We start from the raw sequence: 17,232 nt of genomic DNA, 5'->3' as shown, positions 1-17,232 counted from the left end.
CACAGGCCAGCCCTTCACCGCGCCGCGCCCAGCCAAAAAATCCCTTCAATGCCGAAACTTCGCGCGCCAGGCTGGACGCGGCCAGGCCGTCCCCGCGCCGCATCGCCAGAAAGGCGCGCAAATCGGCCGCCGTCAGCGTTGCCAGCCGCCCTCCCGTCACCAGCCCACCCAGATGCGTGGACAGAAAATCGTCGAACCGTTCCAGCGTCAGGCCATAAGCCCTGAGCGTGTGGACAGACAATCGCCGTTGATCGCCGGAAAAGGCGAGAAAACGCCCAATCAGGTTGGCCAGCGGATCGGCAGCGGCGCTCAGACGATGCCCATCACAGGATCGATTGGCCGGTCTTGGCCCAATCGGCCATGAACGCCGCCAGCCCTTTTTCGGTCAGCGCGTGGGCAGCAAGCTGCTTGATGATCGCCGGCGGCATGGTGGCAACATCGGCGCCGATCCGCGCCGCAGCCAGCACATGCACCGGGCTGCGCACGCTGGCGACGAGAATTTGCGTCTTGAAATCATAATTGTCGTAGATGGTGCGGATATCCTGAATCAGCTCCATCCCGTCGTGGCCGATATCATCCAGCCGGCCGACGAATGGCGAAACATAGGTCGCGCCGGCCTTGGCCGCGAGCAGCGCCTGATTAGCCGAAAAACACAGCGTCACGTTGGTTTGCACGCCTTCCGCCGCAAGCGACTTGCAGGTTTTCAGGCCATCGAGGGTCAGCGGCAGCTTGATGCAGATGTTGGGCGCCAGCGCCCGCAGCACGGCGGCTTCCTTCATCATGGTGGCATGATCCAGCGCCACCACTTCGGCTGAAACCGGGCCATCGACGATCCCGCAGATTTCCTTGACGACTTCGAGGAAATTGCGCCCCGATTTGGCGATCAGGCTGGGATTGGTGGTCACCCCGTCCAGCAGGCCGGTGGCGGCCAGATCGGCGATTTCGGCAACATCGGCGGTGTCGGCAAAAAATTTCATGGTGGGGGCCTTCGTGTGGCTGATTCGACCGCATCCATAACCCAAGCAGCCCGTCTGTCCTACAGCCAGCGCTGATGATAGCGTTCGCGCAAGGTCGGGTTCAGCAACCACTGGGGGAATTGCACCATGACCACATTCGAACTGCAAAAAGCCCTCGAGGCCAAAGGCTTTGATCCGGGCGATATCGACGGCGTGATGGGCCGCAACACCATCGCTGCCATCCGCGCTTTTCAGGCCGCAAATGGCCTCGAAGTCGACGGGGTGGCGGGCAAGAACACGCTGGCCAAACTCGGCGCCAGCGCGGTCACGGCTGCGCCCGATCCGCTATCCAGCCTGTCGATGCCATGGTTCACCGAAGCCCAGCGCGTGATCGGCATCAAGGAAGACACCGGCCCCGCATCAAACCCGCTCATCATCGGTTGGGCGCGGCGGCTGCGCATCGATTACGGCAATGACGAAATCAGCTGGTGCGGGCTGTTCGTCGCCCACTGCATCGGCCTCACCCTGCCCGGCGAAGTGCTGCCCACCAACCTGCTGGGCGCGCGAAACTGGGGCAATTTCGGCATCGGCTGCACGCCCCAGCCCGGCGCGGTGATGACCTTCTGGCGCGAAAGCCGCAGCGGCTGGAAAGGCCATGTCGGGTTTTATCTGGGCGAGGATGCACTGGCCTACCACATTCTGGGCGGCAACCAGGGCGACGCCGTCAACGTCAAACGCTTTGCCCGCACACGCTTTCTCACTGCCCGCTGGCCCAAATCCGCCCCCGCCCCCACCGGCGCCCCCCGCACCCTGCGGCCCTACGGGCGATTTTCCGACAACGAGCAGTAAGGCCGGCGGGCCAGGACGGCCCCTGGTGCCCTTCGCACAAACCCGAATCCGCTCATGCCTCGACAAGCTCGGCATGAGCCGGTTCGGGTGCGGCCGACAGCTGTGGCTGACCGGGTTTCAGGCCCCGGCCACCTGCTTCTTCAATTCGGTCTTGAGGATCTTGCCATTGGCGTTGCGCGGCAGCGGCTCGCGGCTGAAGTGGATCGCCACCGGCACCTTGAACGACGCCTGCCGCGCCGCCACAAACGCCCGCAATTCGGCTTCACTGGCCTCGCTGCCAGCCTTCAGCGTGACAAATGCCACAGGTTCTTCGCCCAATGATCTGTGCGGGCGGCCCACCAGCGCGGCGTCCATCACCGCCGGGTGCTCGTACAGCGCGTTTTCCACCTCGACGCAGTAGATATTCTCGCCGCCGCGGATGAGCATGTCCTTGGCGCGGTCGATGATGAAGCAAAAACCTTCCTCGTCGATACGGCCCAGATCGCCGGTGCGCACCCAGCCATCGATGAACGTGGCCGCCGTGGCTTCGGGCTTGTTCCAGTACAGTTTGACCACATTGGGGCCAAAACCATAGATTTCGCCCACTTCGTTCGGCCCCAGCAGCTTGCCATCGGCATCGCGCACCTGCAGATCGCACACCGGCACCGGCGGGCCGCAACTGTCGGGGCGCTGTTCGTAATCCTCGGCCATGTGGTGAGTGAAGGTGGCGCTGGTTTCGGTCATCCCCCAGCCGTTGCCGGGTTTGGCCTTGAACTGGCTGGCGATCTGGCGGACCAGTTCGGGCGCTGAAGGCGCGCCGCCATAACTGACCGATTCAAGGCTCGAAAGGTCGTATTTGGCGCGATCCGGATGCTCCAGTATCTGCCAGGCGATGGTGGGCACGCCGCCGCACGAACTGATCTTCTCGCGTTCGATCAGCGTCATGGCTTCCACCACATCCCATTTCTTCATCAGCACCAGCTTCACCCCCGCCACCAGCGCCGGATTGAGCACGGCGTGGCTGCCAGTGGCGTGGAAGAACGGCACACTGAGCAGGGTGGCCTTTTGCGGCGCGGCCGGATCGGCGGCCGGGGGCTGTTCGCCGCGCCGCAGGAAACTGCGCGCCGCGCTGCTGGCGCTGGCCATGATGTTGCAGCAGATGTTGCGATGCGTGCCCAGCGCGCCCTTGGGCTTGCCGGTGGTGCCGCTGGTATAGAAAATCGTCGCGTCGTCTTCGGGTTGCAGCGCCAGTGCTTCGGCCGGGATGGCCCGGTCGGGCAGGCTGGCCCAGCTCATCGGCTGGCCGATCACGCTTTCCAGCCGGCTCGCGCGCGGATCGCCCAGCTCCATTTCGCTGGCGCGGGTGACGTAGATTTTCTCCAGGTCGGTGCAGGCCGGCAGATGTTCGGCGATGCGATTATAGCGTTCGGCGTCGATCAACAGCACCTTGGTGCCGCTGTCGGTCAGGCCGTATTCCAGCTCGCCGCCGGTCCACCACGCATTCAAGGGCGTCACGATCGCGCCGCACAGGCTGGCAGCATAAAACGCCACCGGCCATTCCGGCAGGTTGCGCATGACCACGGCAACGCGGTCGCCCTTTTGCAGGCCGCCGGCTTTCAACTGCTCCGCCAGCGCCAGCGTGGCCCGGGCAAACGCTTCATAACTCACGCGCTCATCGTCCAGCACCAGGAAGATCTTCTCGGCGTGGGCGCGCCCCGCCGCAAAGCAATGCGCCAGACTGGGCGGTGCATTCTTCCACACCCGCGTCGGGCGGCCTTCAATCAGGATGGTGTCCATTTCCAGCGGCTGCCCTGGCGCCGTCAGCAGTGCGTGGGCTTCTGCAATTCCCATGGCCGGCCAGCTGCTCATCAATCCATCCCCGATATCGTTGTTTGTTGCAGCCAAGATGCCGCAAAGCCGCGCCGGCCGCCAGCCTGACGAATGGGCGCGGTTTGGCCCAACATGCTGCGCGGCTTGCCGTTGCCGGGGTTGGGGGTCTAGGTTGAAGGCCGCACCGGATATTGGGGATACGAGATCATGGCCACCACCGCACGCACTGCCGCCCAAACCGCCGAATGGAACGCCCGCGATGCTGCGGCAATGCAGGCCATTCTGGATGCGCAGCGCGCCAGTTTCACCGCCGAACTGCCCGTCAGCGCCGGCGCGCGCAAGAACCGGCTCACCCGCGCGCTCGATGTTGTGCTGGACAACAAGGATCGGCTGGCCGCTGCCATGTCCGAAGATTTCGGCCACCGCTCGACGCAGCTCAGCCTGGTCACCGACATCATGAGCTCGATCAAGCCGATCAAGCATGCGCTCAAACATCTCGATGCCTGGATGAAGCCGGAAAAGCGCAGCCTCGATTTCCCGCTCGGCCTGCTCGGTGCCAGGGCGCGCGTCGAATTTCAGCCCAAGGGCGTCATCGGCATCATCAGCCCGTGGAACTTCCCGGTGAACCTCACCTTTGCGCCGCTGGCCGGCGTTCTCGCCGCCGGCAACCGCGCGATGATCAAGCCATCGGAATTCACCCCCGTCACCTCGGCACTGATGAAGGAAATCCTCGAAGCCGCCTTCGATCAGACCGAAATCGCAGTGATCACCGGTGGGACCGACGTGGGCAAGGCCTTCACCGAACTCGCCTTCGATCACCTCATCTTTACCGGTGCCACCAGCGTGGCGCGCCATGTGATGGCGGCGGCGGCGAAAAATCTGGTGCCGCTCACGCTCGAACTCGGCGGCAAATCGCCCACCATCATCAGCCGCAGCGCCGATGTGGCATCGGCCACTGAACGCGTGGCGATGGGCAAATTGATGAACGCCGGCCAGATTTGCCTGGCGCCGGATTACCTGCTGGTGCCCGAGGAAAAAGAGGCCGAAATCGTCGAGGGCCTCAAGGCCGCCACTGCGCGATTGTATCCCACCATGCTGGCCAACCCGGATTACACCAGCGTGCTCGGCGCCCGCCACCGCGAACGCCTTGAAGCGCACGTGGCCGACGCCCGCGCCAAGGGCGCGCAGGTCGAAGTGGTGAACCCGGCAAACGAGGATTTCAGCAAACAGAACACCAACAAGATGCCGCTGCACATCATCCGCGGCGCCACCGACGAGATGACGGTGATGCAGGAAGAAATCTTCGGGCCGCTGTTGCCCGTGCGCACCTACAAGGCGGTGGACGGCGCCATCGACGAAATCAACCGCCGCGACCGGCCGCTGGGCCTGTACTGGTTCGGGCAGGACGCGGCCGAACAGCGCCGCGTGCTCGATCGCACCATATCGGGCGGCGTGACGGTGAACGACGTGATCTTCCACGTTTCAGCCGAAGACCTGCCGTTCGGCGGCATCGGCCCGGCCGGCATGGGCAATTACCACGGCCACGACGGCTTCAAACAGTTCAGCCACGGCAAAGCGGTCTATAGCCAGCCCAAGATCGATCTGGCCGGCCTCGCCGGGTTCAAGCCGCCCTATGGCATCAAAACCGCCAAGGCATTGGCGCGCGAATTGAAAAAATAAGGCTCAGGCGGGCGGGCGTGTGGCCACGAACGCCGGCGTGGCCAGCAGGGCATCGGTGAGTGCAGCCAACCCCGTATTATGGCCGCGCCAGTGCAGTTCGGGGAAGCGGAAGCCGAGATAATCGCAGGCCACCGCGATGCAGATATCGCCGAAACCGCTGCCGCCCACGCGGCCGTCCATCACGGCCAGCGCGCGTTCGATGGCGCGGTATTGGCGGTCCACCCACGGCCCTGATGTGATGCCCTGCGCCATGTTGAACCGCAGGATGATCGCGGCATCCAGAACACCGTCGGCCAGCGCTTCGGTGGTGCGCGCCTGCCAATGATCATGACCTGACAGCGGCAACAGCGTCTGCCCCGGCGCAGCAGCCAGCAAAAAGGCCGCGATCACCGGCGAATCGATGATGGCGCTGCCATCGTCCAGCACCAGCGCCGGCACCTTGCCCAGCGGATTGGCGCTGAGCAGCGCCGCCGGATCGGTCATCGGCGCGGTGTTTTCCACCGGCAGCGCCAGCCCCAATTCGTGAGCGATCACCCGCAGCTTGCGGGCATAAGGCGAAGTTGGCGAGGCCAGCAGTTTCATTTTTCCACCTTCAGTTGCGCCACCAGAAACGCCTCCACCTGATCCCACACCGGGCTGCCCGGCGCAATCACGTCGAAATGGCCAGTGCCGCCCAGCATCAGGGCGCTGGCCTGATCTTTTTCCTTGCGCGCCGCCGTCACAAAACGCTCGGCGGCGGCCGGAAACAGGAACAGGCTGGCCGAAACCAGGCCAGATTTCATCCCCAACGGCAGCAGCGCCTGCGGGCTGCCTTCGGCATAGCGTTTGGGCTGGTCTGCCGGCTTGCCGCCAAACATGCCGCTCACCGCCGGCACGCCGCAGCCTTTTTCGAACTGCTCCAGCTCCGCCCCCGGATCGGGCGGGCCATCAATGCCGACAACAGCGCCGATCCTGATCGGATTGGGACTGGCAATCTCGCTGCCCGCTGGCAGCTTGTGACGGCCCGCCACCCACAGCGCGGCATGCGCCCCGGCGCTGTGGCCGGTCACCGCCACGCGGGCAAGATCGATCGGATAGCGCCTTGCAAGCGCGCGCAAATGGTCCGAACCGGCCGCCCAATCCTTGAAGCTGCCGGGCCAGCCGCCGCCGGCATCGCCCTGCTGGCGGTAATCGATGTTCCAGGTGGCAAAGCCGCGCTCCGTCAACCGGCTGGCCAGAGCCGCCGTGTTCTGGCGGGTGGCAAAGCCCTTCCACCAGCAGCCGCCATGGATGACGATCACCACCGGATGCGGGCCGGGGCCAAAGGTCTTGGTATCGGGCATCCGCAAATCACCAACCTGATTGGCATCGGCGCCATAGTTTTCGGTCAGCGCCGGCGGCGATGATGGCAGCTTGTCCACGTCGGCCGGGCGCAGCCGCTGCGCCAGCGCCGGGGTTGCGATCAGCAGCGCCAGGGTCAGAGCAAGCGCCAGGCGCTTCACCTGATCGCCTCCGTCGCGGCTATCAGCCTGTTGGCATAATCGCCCAGCGCCTTGGCGGCGATACCGGCTTCGCGGCTGGCATCGTCAAATCGGCGTTCCTCCACCGCTTCGCGCAGGCCGGGCAACGTCTTGGAGCCATAGCCAGTGAAGCGGCCGGGCGCATACAGGATGTTGCGGAACCACGGCCGGAACGGCAGGCCAGGTGGGCTGAGCAGCGTCTGCTCGATATCGCGCAGCCGCGTGTTGAGCACCGCCGTTTGCGCGGCCGTCAGGCTGGCTTCCCTGGCCGAAATCGCGGCATCGAAAGCCTTCGCCGCCCCGTCCAGCCGAGTGATCGCGGCATCCAATACGGCCAGATCCAGCGCCGGGGTCGGCGTTTTCGCCACGGGCGGCCCCAGCGGATCGCGCGGATCGCTGCCCAGCCGGTAAATGTCAGCGCTCAACCCGGCGCGATTTTCATCTTCGCGGCGACGCGTTTCGATCAGCGCCTTGATCTCGCTGAAATAGCTGCGCGCAGCCCCCGCCACCGGGCCAAAACGCACCGGCAGCGCATCGGCATCGGCCAGCCGCATCACCAGCCGCCCCGCCAGCTTGGACAGCGCCGCGCCGTACGCCAGGCCCGGATCATCCCAGGCCATAAAATGATCATAGCTGTCGTAGATCGAATGATACGAACCCGCGCTTTCGCCTTCGCCGCCAAAACCGATGTTGATCGACGAAACGCCGGCATGGTGGATGAAGGCGGTGTAATCGCTGCCCGAACCCAGCGCATCCAGCGGCTGATCGGCGGCCAGTTCGGCAGCCGCCAGCGCCGCCGCATTGCCGCGCGCGCCGTCAAAAGCCTTGGCGCGCACATTGGCCCGCCAGCGCGCCGCCACGCTGGCGCCGGTTTGCGGATCTTTCACGTCGGCAGCGGCCTTGCCGATCAACGACGTGAACTGCCCGCTGCCGTCCACGCCCAGAAACCCGCGGCCATTGCTGTCGCTGTTGATGTACACCACCGCCTTCTGCCGCAATTCGGCGATGTTCTGCTCCACCCATTCGGTGGAACCCAGCAGGCCCGGCTCCTCGCCGTCCCAGCTGGCATAAATGATACTGCGCTTGGGCCGCCAGCCCGATTTCCACAGCGCGCCCAGCGCCTTGGCCTCGCTCATCATCGCGACTTCGCCCGACAGCGGATCAGACGCGCCAAACACCCAGCCATCATAATGGTTGCCGCGCACCACCCATTCGTCGCGCTTGCTGGAACCGGGCAGCGTGGCAATGACGTTGCTGATGGTTTTCAGCGACCATTCAGATTGCACCTTCAGATGCACCTGCACGCTGTCGTCGCCGCCAAAGCGATAGTGGAACGGCAGCCCGCCGCGCCAATCGGCCGGCACCGGCGCGCCCTTCAGGCGGGACAGGATTTCGGACGCATCGGCATAGGAAATCGGCAGCGCCGGGATTTTCAGCACGGTGGCCGCCGTCTCGCGGGTCAGCCGCACGGCATCCTTGGTCGCGCCAACGCCGGGGGTGAGCGGATCACCGGGATAGGTGATCATGTCCAGCACGCTGCCGCGCTGCACCCCGGCCGGCGGGCGGCCGCCGCCATTGGGATAGGTGTCAGCCGTGCCATAGCCATCCTGCTGGGGATCCGAATAGATCAGGCAACCGATGGCGCCCTGTTCCTGCGCCAATTTGGGTTTCAGCCCGCGCCAGCCGCCGCCGTAGCGCGCGATGACGATCTTGCCCTTCACCGAGATGCCGCGCCTGGCCAGCGCTTCGTAATCGCCCGGCAGGCCGTAATTCACATACACCACCGGCGCCGTCACATCGCCGTCGCCCTGAAAGGCAACATAAGGCGGCAAGGCGCCGGCGAGCTGGTTCGATGTTTCATCCTGCGCGATGCCGGGCTCCTGCCCGCCCAGCATTTTCGCCGCCGGGCCAACCAGTTCCAGCGCGGTCGAAATCGGCGTGGGATACAGCACCTGATATTCGGCGCGCTTCACCTGCCAGCCCCACTGTCTGAACAACTTTTCGATCAGCGCGGCATTGGCCTGGTTGTGCGGGCTGCCCAGATGATTGGGGCCGGCCGCCATGGTTTTCAGCCAGGCCATCTGATCGGCACTGCTGATCTGCGCATCAAAGGCGGCTTCGCGTTCGGTGGCTGGCTGTGCGGCCGCAGCGGTGCCCAGCAGCAGCGCGGCCAGAAAAAGCGTCTTCATCGTGTTCCCCTTGGCGTGGTGCACAGGGGTTTTGCCGCAACGCCGGCCCGGTGACGAGGGGAAAAAACAACGCTACACACTCATCATGCCTGGTCCCCTTTCCGATATACTCGTCATCGATCTGTCGCGGGTGCTGGCTGGCCCCTATGCCACCATGGTGCTGGCCGATCTGGGCGCCCGCGTCATCAAGGTGGAACGGCCGGATGGCGGCGATGATGCCCGCGCCTATGGCCCGTTCATTGGCGGCCACAGCGCCTATTTCGCCAGTATCAACCGCGGCAAGCAATCCATCGCGCTCGATTTGAAGGCTCCCGACGACCGCCGCATTTTCGAGGCGCTGCTGGAAAAGGCCGACGTGCTGGTGGACAATTACCGCCCCGGCGTGATGGCGCGGCTGGGATATGGCTGGGAGGCGCTGGCCGCACGCTATCCGCGCCTGATTCACGCCGCCACCAGCGGCTTCGGCCAAACCGGGCCGGACAGCACCAAGGCCGCCTACGATATGGTTGTACAGGCGATGGGCGGCATCATGAGCGTGACAGGCCACCCCGGCGGGCCGCCCACCCGCGTTGGTACCAGCATCGGCGATATCACCGCCGGCCTGTTCACCGTGATCGGCATCACCACGGCGCTGCACGACCGGGGCCGCACCGGGCCCAATCACGGCAGGGGCCAGTTCGTCGATGTCGCCATGCTCGACGGGCAAATTGCCATATTGGAAAACGCCATCGCGCGTTATGCCGCCACCGGCGAATCGCCCGGGCCGTTGGGCGCGCGCCACCCCTCCATAACGCCGTTTGCCGCCTACAGCTGCGCCGATGCGCCGATCGTGATCGCAGCCGGAAACGATCAGCTGTTTGCCGCTTTGTGCGGCGCGCTCGGCCTGCCGGGCGACGATCCGCGCTTTGCCGGCAACGAGGCGCGCACGGCCCATGCCGAAGAACTGTCGGCCGTGCTCGAAGCCGTGCTGCTCACCCAGCCCGCGGCGCACTGGTTGCCGCTGCTCGATGCGGCCGGCGTGCCGTCCGGGCCGCTCAACACCATCGGCCAGGCGCTGGCCAATCCCCAAGTGAAAGCGCGCAACATGGTGGTGCACACGTCGTTGCCCGATGGCACGCCATTGATCGCCGCCGGCAACCCGATCAAGCTTTCGGCCCATGCCGATCCCGATACCCGCCCGCCCGCGCCCGATCTCGATGCGGACCGCGCGGCCATCCTCAAGGAGCTGGGCCTGTGAGCCTGTCTGATCTCGCGCTGGCCGAACTCCTTGCCGAAGCCGCTGGCCAAGCCATCCGGCCGTGGTTTCGCCGCCCGTTCCTGGTCGAAACCAAGGAAGATTTCTCCCCCGTCACCATTGCCGACCGCGAGGCCGAAGCCGCCATCCGCCGCCTGCTCGATCAATATCGCCCAGATGACGGTGTGATCGGCGAGGAATATGGCGATGATCGCCCCGATGCGGAGCGGGTATGGGTGCTCGATCCCATCGACGGCACCCGCGCCTTTGTCGCCGGGCGGCCGCTGTTCGGCACGCTGATCGGCCTGATGGAACAGGGCCAGCCGGTGCTGGGCATCATCGATCAATGCATCATCGGCGATCGCTGGCTGGCCGCGCCCGGTCAGCCCACGCTGCTCAATGGCGCGCGGGTGCATGTTCGCCACTGTGCCAGCCTTGCCCAGGCGCGCATCGGCACCACCAGCCCGCAGGCGTTCGATGCCGCCGATTTTCGCTGCTTCGAACGGGTGCGCGTGGGCGCGGGGGACACGCTGTATGGCGGCGATTGCCACAATTATGGCCTGGTTGCCGCTGGCCACCTCGATGCCGTGGTCGAATCCGGGCTCAAACTCCACGACTGGGCCGCGCTGGTGCCCATCATCACTGGCGCCGGCGGCGTCATCACCGATTGGCAGGGTGCGCCGCTCACCACTGCCAGCCGCGGCGCCGTGATCGCGGCCGGCGATCCGGCACTCGCTGCCGCCATCGCACAGATGCTGGCGGGATAGGCCCCGCGAATCGCTGGCGGCAATCCGCTCGTCTGCTAAGCCAAGCCATGTTTCGGCCCCTCTGGCTTGTCATCGGGCTCACCAGCCTCGCGCTCGGCATTGCCGGCATTGTGCTGCCCTTGGTGCCCACCACGCCGTTCGTGCTGCTGGCCGCCTATTGCTTTGCCCGCTCGTCGCCGCGCCTGCACGATTGGCTGATCACCCATCGCGCCTTCGGCCCGCTTATTCGCAATTGGGAACAGCACCGGGCCATCGCCCCGCGCGCCAAGCTGCTGGCCGTCACATCGATGGTCGCCGTGTTCGGCATGTCGTTCCTCGTTGGCGCGCCGGAACGCGTGATCATGATCCAGGCGGTGATCCTGCCACTCACCGCGCTGGCCATCATCACCCGCCCCAGCGGCCCGAAAACGCCTTAACGCGTCAAACTCGTCACTTCGTCAGGCCCGTCCAATATCCGGCAAACGCCCACAGATCAGCCGCTTCCGCGATGATCTTGTCGGTCGGTTTGCCGCTGCCGTGGCCGGCGCGGGTTTCGATGCGGATCAGGTGCGGCTTGTCGCCGATTGGCGCGGCTTGTAGCGCGGCTGCATATTTGAAGCTGTGGCCCGGCACCACCCGGTCGTCGGTGTCGGCCGTCGTCACCAGCACCGCCGGGTAATTCTTGCCGCCCTTGATGTTGTGGTAGGGACTGAAGCCGAGGTTGTAGCGGAAATATTCCGGCTTGGTCATGTCGCCATAATCGTCCACCCAGTACCGCCCGGCGGTCCAGTTGGCGTAACGCAGAATGTCCATCACGCCCACCGCCGGCAGCGCCGCAGCGAACAGATCGGGCCGCTGATTGGTGACGGCACCCACCAGCAAACCGCCGTTGGAACCGCCCTGAATGGCAAGCTGGGCCGGCGTCGTCAGGCCCTTGGCCACCAGTGCCTCACCGGCCGCGATGAAATCATCGAACACATTCTGTTTGTTCAGCAAGCGGCCGCCGTCGTGCCACGCTGCACCATATTCACCGCCGCCGCGGATATTGGCGAGCGCAAACACGCCGCCCATTTCCATCCACACCAGCCGCGAAACACTGAAGCCCGGCGTGCTGCTGATATTGAAGCCGCCATAGGCATAAAGCAGCGCCGGGTGTGGTTTCGACAGATCCAGATCCTTGCGGTGCGCGACGAACATCGGAACTTTCGTGCCGTCCTTCGATGGATAGAAAACCTGGCTCACCGTGTAATCGGCCGGATTAAACGCCACCTTGGCCTCGCGCACCGCGCTGGCGGTGTTAGTGGCCGAATCGTAACGCCAGATCGAGCCCGGCGCCGCAAAGCTGGAATACGCAAAATACGTCGTGCCATCGTCGGACGATTCAAAACCGCCAGCCGTGCCGATGCCGGGCAGCGGCACCACCCCCACCGGCTTGCCGTCTGTCTCGTACAGCCGCACCACCGATTTGGCGTCTTCCAGCGTCTCGACGACGAGACGCTTGCCGACCACGGCACCGCTAGTCATCGTTGCCCGGCCTTCAGCGATCGCCACTCGGCTGGCGCCGGTTGCACCATCGACCGCCAGCAACTGATAGCGCGGCGCATCCTTGTTGGTGACAAACCACAAATTGCCGCCCTGGCTGCCGGCGAAGTTCCATTCCTTGTCGAGGACCGTAACCAGCGGGCGCGGTGTTTCGCCCTTGGACATATCGGCGATGAAGACAGCATTGCCGCCCGAGCTTTCGCTGCTCGACACCACCATCCAGCGGCCATCTTCGCTCAAGCTGGCGTGGTGGCCCAGCTTGGGGCGATCCGGCGTGGCGAACACCATCGTGTCTCCGCTTTGCGGCGTGCCCAATTTGTGGAACCAGATTGCCTCGTTCAGGGTTGCCGACTGATATTTCTGACCGGCCGGAGGCGCCGGGAAGCGCGAATAATAGAATCCGCTGCCATCTGGCCGCCATGCCACTTCACCTGTATATTTCACCCCTTCGAGGCTGTCGGCGAGGTCGGTGCCGGTCGCAACATCGCGCACCTTGATCGTGCGCCAATCGGTGCCGCCGTCTTGCACGGCATAGGCGAGGTGCTTGCCATCCTTGGACGGCGTCCATTCGGCCAGCGCAGTGGCGCCGTCTTTCGCCCACGGATTGGGATCGATCAGCACGCGCGGTTCGCCGCCGGGCAATTGCACATAGAGCACGGACTGGTTCTGCAGCCCTGAATTGCGCGCAAAGAACTGTACGCCGCCGCGCACCCGCGGAATCCCGAAACGCTCGTAATTGTACAGCTCGGTCAGTCGGGCGCGGATTGCATCGCGTTTCGGCAGCCCGGCCAGATAGGCGCCGGTCACCTGATTCTGTGCGTCCACCCACTTGGCGACATTGGCATCGGTGCGCACATCGGCTTCCAGCCAGCGATAAGGGTCGGGCACCGACAGCCCGTGCCGCGCCTCCACTTCAAACCCGCGCTGGGTTTGCAGGTAGGCCATCGGCGCGGCGGCAATCTGGGCAGAAACACTGGTCATCATCACAATCGCAAACAGATGGCGCACGGCCAACTCTCCCTTGGAACAGCAAACCACATTACCATGGCCGACGCCGGGCAGCATTTCCAGTCATTGCGGCAATCCTGACCGCCAAAGGCGTCATATAAAGCAATCTTTATGCTTGTCTCAACTGCCAGCTGCCGTTAGGGAGGCGGCAACTCCAGTCAGAAAGCACATCATGGCCCACGATTACGCCATTCGCGACATTGCCGAAGCCGATTTCGGCCGCCGCGAAATCAACATCGCCGAAACCGAAATGCCCGGCCTGATGGCGCTGCGCAGCGAATTCGGTGCGTCCAAGCCACTCAAAGGCGCGCGCATCACCGGTTCGCTGCACATGACGATCCAGACTGCGGTGCTGATCGAAACATTGGTCGAACTTGGTGCCGATGTGCGCTGGGCCACCTGCAACATCTTTTCCACCCAGGATCACGCCGCCGCCGCCATCGCCGCCAAGGGCATCCCGGTGTACGCCATCAAGGGCGAGAGCCTGGCCGATTATTGGGATTATGTCGGCCGCATCTTCGAATGGGGCGATGTCACCTCCAACATCATCCTCGATGATGGCGGCGATGCCACCATGTTTGCGCTGTGGGGCGCCCGCCTTGAAGCCGGCGAAACCATGGGCGAACCGGAAAATGAAGAAGAGGTCGAATTCCAGCGCGCATTGAAGGCCTATATCAAGGCGCGTCCGGGTTATCTGACCGATACCGTGAAAAACCTGAAGGGCGTTTCGGAAGAAACCACCACGGGTGTGCACCGCCTGTACGAACTCGCCAAGCAGGGCCGGCTGCCGTTCCCGGCGATCAACGTCAACGACAGCGTCACCAAATCCAAGTTCGACAATCTGTATGGCTGCAAGGAATCGCTGGTCGATGCCATCCGCCGCGCCACCGATGTGATGCTGGCCGGCAAGGTTGCCGTGGTTGCCGGCTTTGGCGACGTTGGCAAGGGTTCGGCGCAATCCCTGCGCAACGGCGGCGCCCGCGTGATGGTGACCGAAATCGATCCCATCTGCGCGCTGCAGGCCGCGATGGAAGGCTTTGAAGTCGTCACCATGGAAGACGCTGTCAAGCGGGCCGATATCTTCGTCACGGCCACCGGCAACATGGACGTGATCACTGCCGAACACATGATGGCGATGCGCCCCAACAGCATCGTCTGCAACATCGGGCATTTTGACAGCGAAATTCAGATCGCCGCCCTGTCCAACTACAAGTGGACCGAAGTGAAGCCCGGCACCGACATCGTGGAATTTCCAGATGGCAACCAGATCATCGTGCTGGCCAAGGGCCGCCTGGTCAATCTGGGCTGCGGCACCGGCCACCCCAGCTTCGTGATGTCGGCCAGCTTCACCAACCAGGTGCTGGCGCAGATCGAATTGTGGGGCAATGGCGCCCAATATGAAAACCGCGTCTATGTGCTGCCCAAGCATCTCGATGAGAAGGTTGCCCGCCTTCACCTCGAAAAGCTCGGCGTGAAGCTCACCACCCTGTCGGACAAGCAGGCCAGCTACATCGGCGTCGGCGAAACCGGCCCGTTCAAGCCGGATCATTATCGTTATTGACGCCGCAGCGGCCCGCCGTTGTTGACGATTTCCGGCGCTGCCAGCATTGCGGTTTTGCAATGCTGGCAGCGCCGGAATGTTTTTGGCCGAAACTTTGTGGGTAACGCATGATCCGTGTTCTGACCTTGGTTGTCGCTGGGGCTGCGGCCAGTGTGATTGCTGCCGCCGCGCAAGCCCAAGACGCGCCGCCGCTCACCGCCGCTGGCAGCCGTGCCGGCGAAAACGCCGTGCGGCAGGCCGGCGATGCATTCGGCACCACCATCGGCCGTGAAGGCATCGGCCTGTATTCGGCCTCGTCGGTGCGCGGATTTTCGCCGCGCGCGGCGGGCAATGTCCGCATCGCCGGGCTGTATTTCGATCCGGTGTTCTTCCCGTCGGACCGGATCAGCGGCTCCACCGTCATTCGTGTCGGCCCCACCGTGCTGGGATCGCCGTTCCCCAGCCCCACCGGCGTTGTCGATCTCGGCCTGCGTGTGCCCGGTGACAAGGCCGGCGCCAGCATTCTCGCCAATATCGACAGCTGGGGATCGCGCATCATCGAAGCCGATGTGGCGCTGCCGATCACCGACGGATTCAGCCTGGGCGTGGGCGGCCAGATCGCCCACGAACACATGGGCGACGGCACCCGCGATTATTATTACGAAGGCGCCCTGATCGCACGGCTGCGCCCGGCGCCAGGCATCGAACTGGTGCCATTCGTCAGCCTCGCCTACACCCCGTTCCACGAAGCTGCGACGATTTATGTGCCGGCTGGCGAAGCGCTGCCGCCGCGCCTGCCGCGCAATTTCTGGAACGGCCCCCGCTGGCAGCGCACCCGCGAAACCGAGCTGAATGCCGGCGCCGTGCTGTCCGCCGATCTGGCCCCCGGCTGGGCGCTGAAGGCCGGGCTGTTCCGCTCGTCGGTGGCGTATTTCGAAGATTACACCAATCTGCTCACCGATGTACGCGCCGATGGTTCCGCACGCGCGCAGGTGATCATCGATCCGGCGCTGCTGTTTGTCTCCACCAGCGGTGAAGTGCGGCTGACGCGGAGCTGGACCGGCGGCAACTGCGCCCACCAGCTGCACCTGGCGGTGCGCGGCCGCGATGCCCGCCGGCGCTTTGGCGGCACACAACTAGTGGATCTTGGCCCGGCAACGCTGACCATGCCAGTGGGCGCGCCGCAGCCGGTGGCGGCCTTCACCGAGCAGGAACGCGACCGTTTCCGGCAATGGACGCTGGCCGCCGGTTACGAAGGCCACTGGGACGGGGTCGGCGAACTCTCGCTGGGCGTGCAGCACAGCGATTACCGCAAGCGCATCGGCTTGCCCGGCGTGGCCCCGGTGGAAACCAGTACGCGGCCCTTGCTGTTCAACGCCAATATCGCCGCCGCCCTCACTTCGCGGCTGGCAGCTTACGGCGGCTATGTCACCGGGCTGGAAGAATCGGGGGTCGCTCCCGAACAAGCCGCCAACCGCAACGAAGCCCTGCCGGCGATCCGCACCCGCCAGTTCGATGCCGGCCTGCGCTGGACCGTGGCCGGCAATCTGAGACTGGTGCTCGGCCTGTTCGACGTGAGCAAACCCTATTTCAATCTCGATGCCGCCCGCGTGTTCCGCCAGCTTGGCGAGGTGCGCAATCGCGGGTTCGAAGCCTCGTTCAGCGGGCCGGTCACGCCGCGGTTGACGGTGGTCGCCGGGGCGGTGCTGCTGTCGCCGCGCGTCACCGCCGATGTGGCGGGCGTTGGCCGGCGGCCCGTTGGCGCAGTGGCACAAACCTACACCATCAGCGGCGATTGGCGGCCGCCGTGGCTGCCCGGCGTGTCGTTCGACGCCAAGCTCAGCCACACCAGCAGCAGAACCGCGACGGTGTCCAACCTCGTCTCCATCCCGGCGCTGACATTCGCCGATATCGGCGGGCGGTATCGGTTCAAGCTGGCGGGTTCGGCGGCGACGCTGCGCGTGCAGGTGGAAAACCTGTTCGACAGCCAGGGATATGAATTGTTCGGTGCCGGCGCATATCGCCCGGTGTGGGGCCGCGCCGCAAACGCCTACATCACGATCGATTTGTAACCCGAGGGGAGCAAATCCTCCGCATTTAGGCGCTGGACTCAGGCGCGGCCGCTGGCCAAAGCCACCTCATGTTGCATCGATTTTTCTGGCGCCGTTACGGCGCGCTGT

14 protein-coding genes are annotated in these 17,232 nt (G+C 64.8%); 7 read left to right on the top strand and 7 right to left on the bottom strand.

Features of this window, described 5'->3' with window-relative positions:
* A partial coding sequence (locus ACESL8_RS07275; RefSeq protein ID WP_372917336.1) for a site-specific integrase occupies nt 1-241 on the bottom strand: 241 nt, incomplete at its 3' end.
* Between the two features lie 82 nt (nt 242-323).
* Nucleotides 324-977: a fructose-6-phosphate aldolase gene (gene fsa / locus ACESL8_RS07270; RefSeq protein WP_372917334.1), complete on the bottom strand. Its 654-nt coding sequence runs from the start codon at nt 975-977 to the stop codon at nt 324-326.
* A 126-nt stretch (nt 978-1,103) separates the two neighbouring features.
* On the opposite strand from fsa, the gene ACESL8_RS07265 reads away from it, so the two are divergent.
* The gene (locus ACESL8_RS07265; protein ID WP_372917332.1) at nt 1,104-1,805 is read left to right on the top strand and encodes a TIGR02594 family protein; all 702 of its coding nucleotides are present in this window, start codon (nt 1,104-1,106) and stop codon (nt 1,803-1,805) included.
* A gap of 117 nt (nt 1,806-1,922) precedes the next feature.
* Here the strand turns inward: ACESL8_RS07265 and ACESL8_RS07260 are convergent, their stop codons facing one another.
* Complete coding sequence (locus ACESL8_RS07260) at nt 1,923-3,653, bottom strand: class I adenylate-forming enzyme family protein (protein WP_372917330.1); 1,731 nt, start codon at nt 3,651-3,653, stop codon at nt 1,923-1,925.
* A gap of 168 nt (nt 3,654-3,821) precedes the next feature.
* On the opposite strand from ACESL8_RS07260, the gene ACESL8_RS07255 reads away from it, so the two are divergent.
* Nucleotides 3,822-5,294: a coniferyl aldehyde dehydrogenase gene (locus tag ACESL8_RS07255; RefSeq protein ID WP_372917328.1), complete on the top strand. Its 1,473-nt coding sequence runs from the start codon at nt 3,822-3,824 to the stop codon at nt 5,292-5,294.
* A 3-nt stretch (nt 5,295-5,297) separates the two neighbouring features.
* On the opposite strand, the gene ACESL8_RS07250 is transcribed toward ACESL8_RS07255, so the two are convergent.
* The 3 genes from ACESL8_RS07250 to ACESL8_RS07240 are packed head-to-tail and all read right to left on the bottom strand — an operon-like array spanning nt 5,298 to nt 8,982.
* Nucleotides 5,298-5,876, bottom strand: a complete 579-nt coding sequence (locus tag ACESL8_RS07250; protein WP_372917326.1) for a glutathione S-transferase N-terminal domain-containing protein — start codon at nt 5,874-5,876, stop codon at nt 5,298-5,300.
* Nucleotides 5,873-6,775 (bottom strand): alpha/beta hydrolase family protein, encoded by a 903-nt coding sequence (locus ACESL8_RS07245; RefSeq protein ID WP_372917324.1) that lies wholly within the window; start codon nt 6,773-6,775, stop codon nt 5,873-5,875. The genes ACESL8_RS07250 and ACESL8_RS07245 overlap by 4 nt, the downstream gene beginning before the upstream one ends.
* The gene (locus tag ACESL8_RS07240; RefSeq protein WP_372917322.1) at nt 6,772-8,982 is read right to left on the bottom strand and encodes a transferrin receptor-like dimerization domain-containing protein; all 2,211 of its coding nucleotides are present in this window, start codon (nt 8,980-8,982) and stop codon (nt 6,772-6,774) included. The genes ACESL8_RS07245 and ACESL8_RS07240 overlap by 4 nt, the downstream gene beginning before the upstream one ends.
* 85 nt (nt 8,983-9,067) lie before the next feature.
* On the opposite strand from ACESL8_RS07240, the gene ACESL8_RS07235 reads away from it, so the two are divergent.
* Genes ACESL8_RS07235 through ACESL8_RS07225 form a run of 3 tightly spaced genes read left to right on the top strand, consistent with a single transcriptional unit; the run spans nt 9,068 to nt 11,399 of the window.
* Nucleotides 9,068-10,219, top strand: a complete 1,152-nt coding sequence (locus ACESL8_RS07235; RefSeq protein ID WP_372917320.1) for a CaiB/BaiF CoA transferase family protein — start codon at nt 9,068-9,070, stop codon at nt 10,217-10,219.
* Nucleotides 10,216-10,983: a histidinol-phosphatase gene (gene hisN, locus ACESL8_RS07230; protein WP_372917318.1), complete on the top strand. Its 768-nt coding sequence runs from the start codon at nt 10,216-10,218 to the stop codon at nt 10,981-10,983. Before ACESL8_RS07235 ends, hisN begins: the two co-directional genes overlap by 4 nt.
* Before the next feature lie 47 nt (nt 10,984-11,030).
* The gene (locus ACESL8_RS07225; protein WP_372917316.1) at nt 11,031-11,399 is read left to right on the top strand and encodes a YbaN family protein; all 369 of its coding nucleotides are present in this window, start codon (nt 11,031-11,033) and stop codon (nt 11,397-11,399) included.
* Nucleotides 11,400-11,412: 13 nt separating this feature from the next.
* Here the strand turns inward: ACESL8_RS07225 and ACESL8_RS07220 are convergent, their stop codons facing one another.
* The gene (locus ACESL8_RS07220; protein WP_372917338.1) at nt 11,413-13,488 is read right to left on the bottom strand and encodes a prolyl oligopeptidase family protein; all 2,076 of its coding nucleotides are present in this window, start codon (nt 13,486-13,488) and stop codon (nt 11,413-11,415) included.
* A gap of 196 nt (nt 13,489-13,684) precedes the next feature.
* Here ACESL8_RS07220 and ahcY point away from each other — a divergent pair, with 196 nt between their 5' ends.
* On the top strand, nt 13,685-15,073 hold the full coding sequence (gene ahcY, locus ACESL8_RS07215) for an adenosylhomocysteinase (RefSeq protein WP_372917314.1): 1,389 nt from the start codon (nt 13,685-13,687) through the stop codon (nt 15,071-15,073).
* A gap of 107 nt (nt 15,074-15,180) precedes the next feature.
* On the top strand, nt 15,181-17,124 hold the full coding sequence (locus ACESL8_RS07210) for a TonB-dependent receptor domain-containing protein (protein WP_372917312.1): 1,944 nt from the start codon (nt 15,181-15,183) through the stop codon (nt 17,122-17,124).
* Nucleotides 17,125-17,232 lie beyond the last annotated feature (108 nt).

Origin of the sequence: Sandarakinorhabdus sp. (genome assembly GCF_041689835.1) — a bacterium.
GTDB lineage: Bacteria > Pseudomonadota > Alphaproteobacteria > Sphingomonadales > Sphingomonadaceae > Sandarakinorhabdus.
This window is presented reverse-complemented; position numbering and strand designations above follow the sequence as displayed.

What these genes read in the sequence shown, in the direction of transcription:
- ACESL8_RS07235 (WP_372917320.1), top strand. Translation starts at nt 9,068, where the DNA reads ATGCCTGGTCCCCTTTCCGATATACTCGTCATCGATCTGTCGCGGGTG.
- ACESL8_RS07250 (WP_372917326.1), bottom strand. Translation starts at nt 5,876, where the DNA reads ATGAAACTGCTGGCCTCGCCAACTTCGCCTTATGCCCGCAAGCTGCGG.
- ACESL8_RS07255 (WP_372917328.1), top strand. Translation starts at nt 3,822, where the DNA reads ATGGCCACCACCGCACGCACTGCCGCCCAAACCGCCGAATGGAACGCC.
- ACESL8_RS07260 (WP_372917330.1), bottom strand. Translation starts at nt 3,653, where the DNA reads ATGAGCAGCTGGCCGGCCATGGGAATTGCAGAAGCCCACGCACTGCTG.
- ACESL8_RS07265 (WP_372917332.1), top strand. Translation starts at nt 1,104, where the DNA reads ATGACCACATTCGAACTGCAAAAAGCCCTCGAGGCCAAAGGCTTTGAT.
- ACESL8_RS07225 (WP_372917316.1), top strand. Translation starts at nt 11,031, where the DNA reads ATGTTTCGGCCCCTCTGGCTTGTCATCGGGCTCACCAGCCTCGCGCTC.
- ACESL8_RS07210 (WP_372917312.1), top strand. Translation starts at nt 15,181, where the DNA reads ATGATCCGTGTTCTGACCTTGGTTGTCGCTGGGGCTGCGGCCAGTGTG.
- ahcY (WP_372917314.1), top strand. Translation starts at nt 13,685, where the DNA reads ATGGCCCACGATTACGCCATTCGCGACATTGCCGAAGCCGATTTCGGC.
- ACESL8_RS07220 (WP_372917338.1), bottom strand. Translation starts at nt 13,488, where the DNA reads ATGATGACCAGTGTTTCTGCCCAGATTGCCGCCGCGCCGATGGCCTAC.
- ACESL8_RS07240 (WP_372917322.1), bottom strand. Translation starts at nt 8,982, where the DNA reads ATGAAGACGCTTTTTCTGGCCGCGCTGCTGCTGGGCACCGCTGCGGCC.
- fsa (WP_372917334.1), bottom strand. Translation starts at nt 977, where the DNA reads ATGAAATTTTTTGCCGACACCGCCGATGTTGCCGAAATCGCCGATCTG.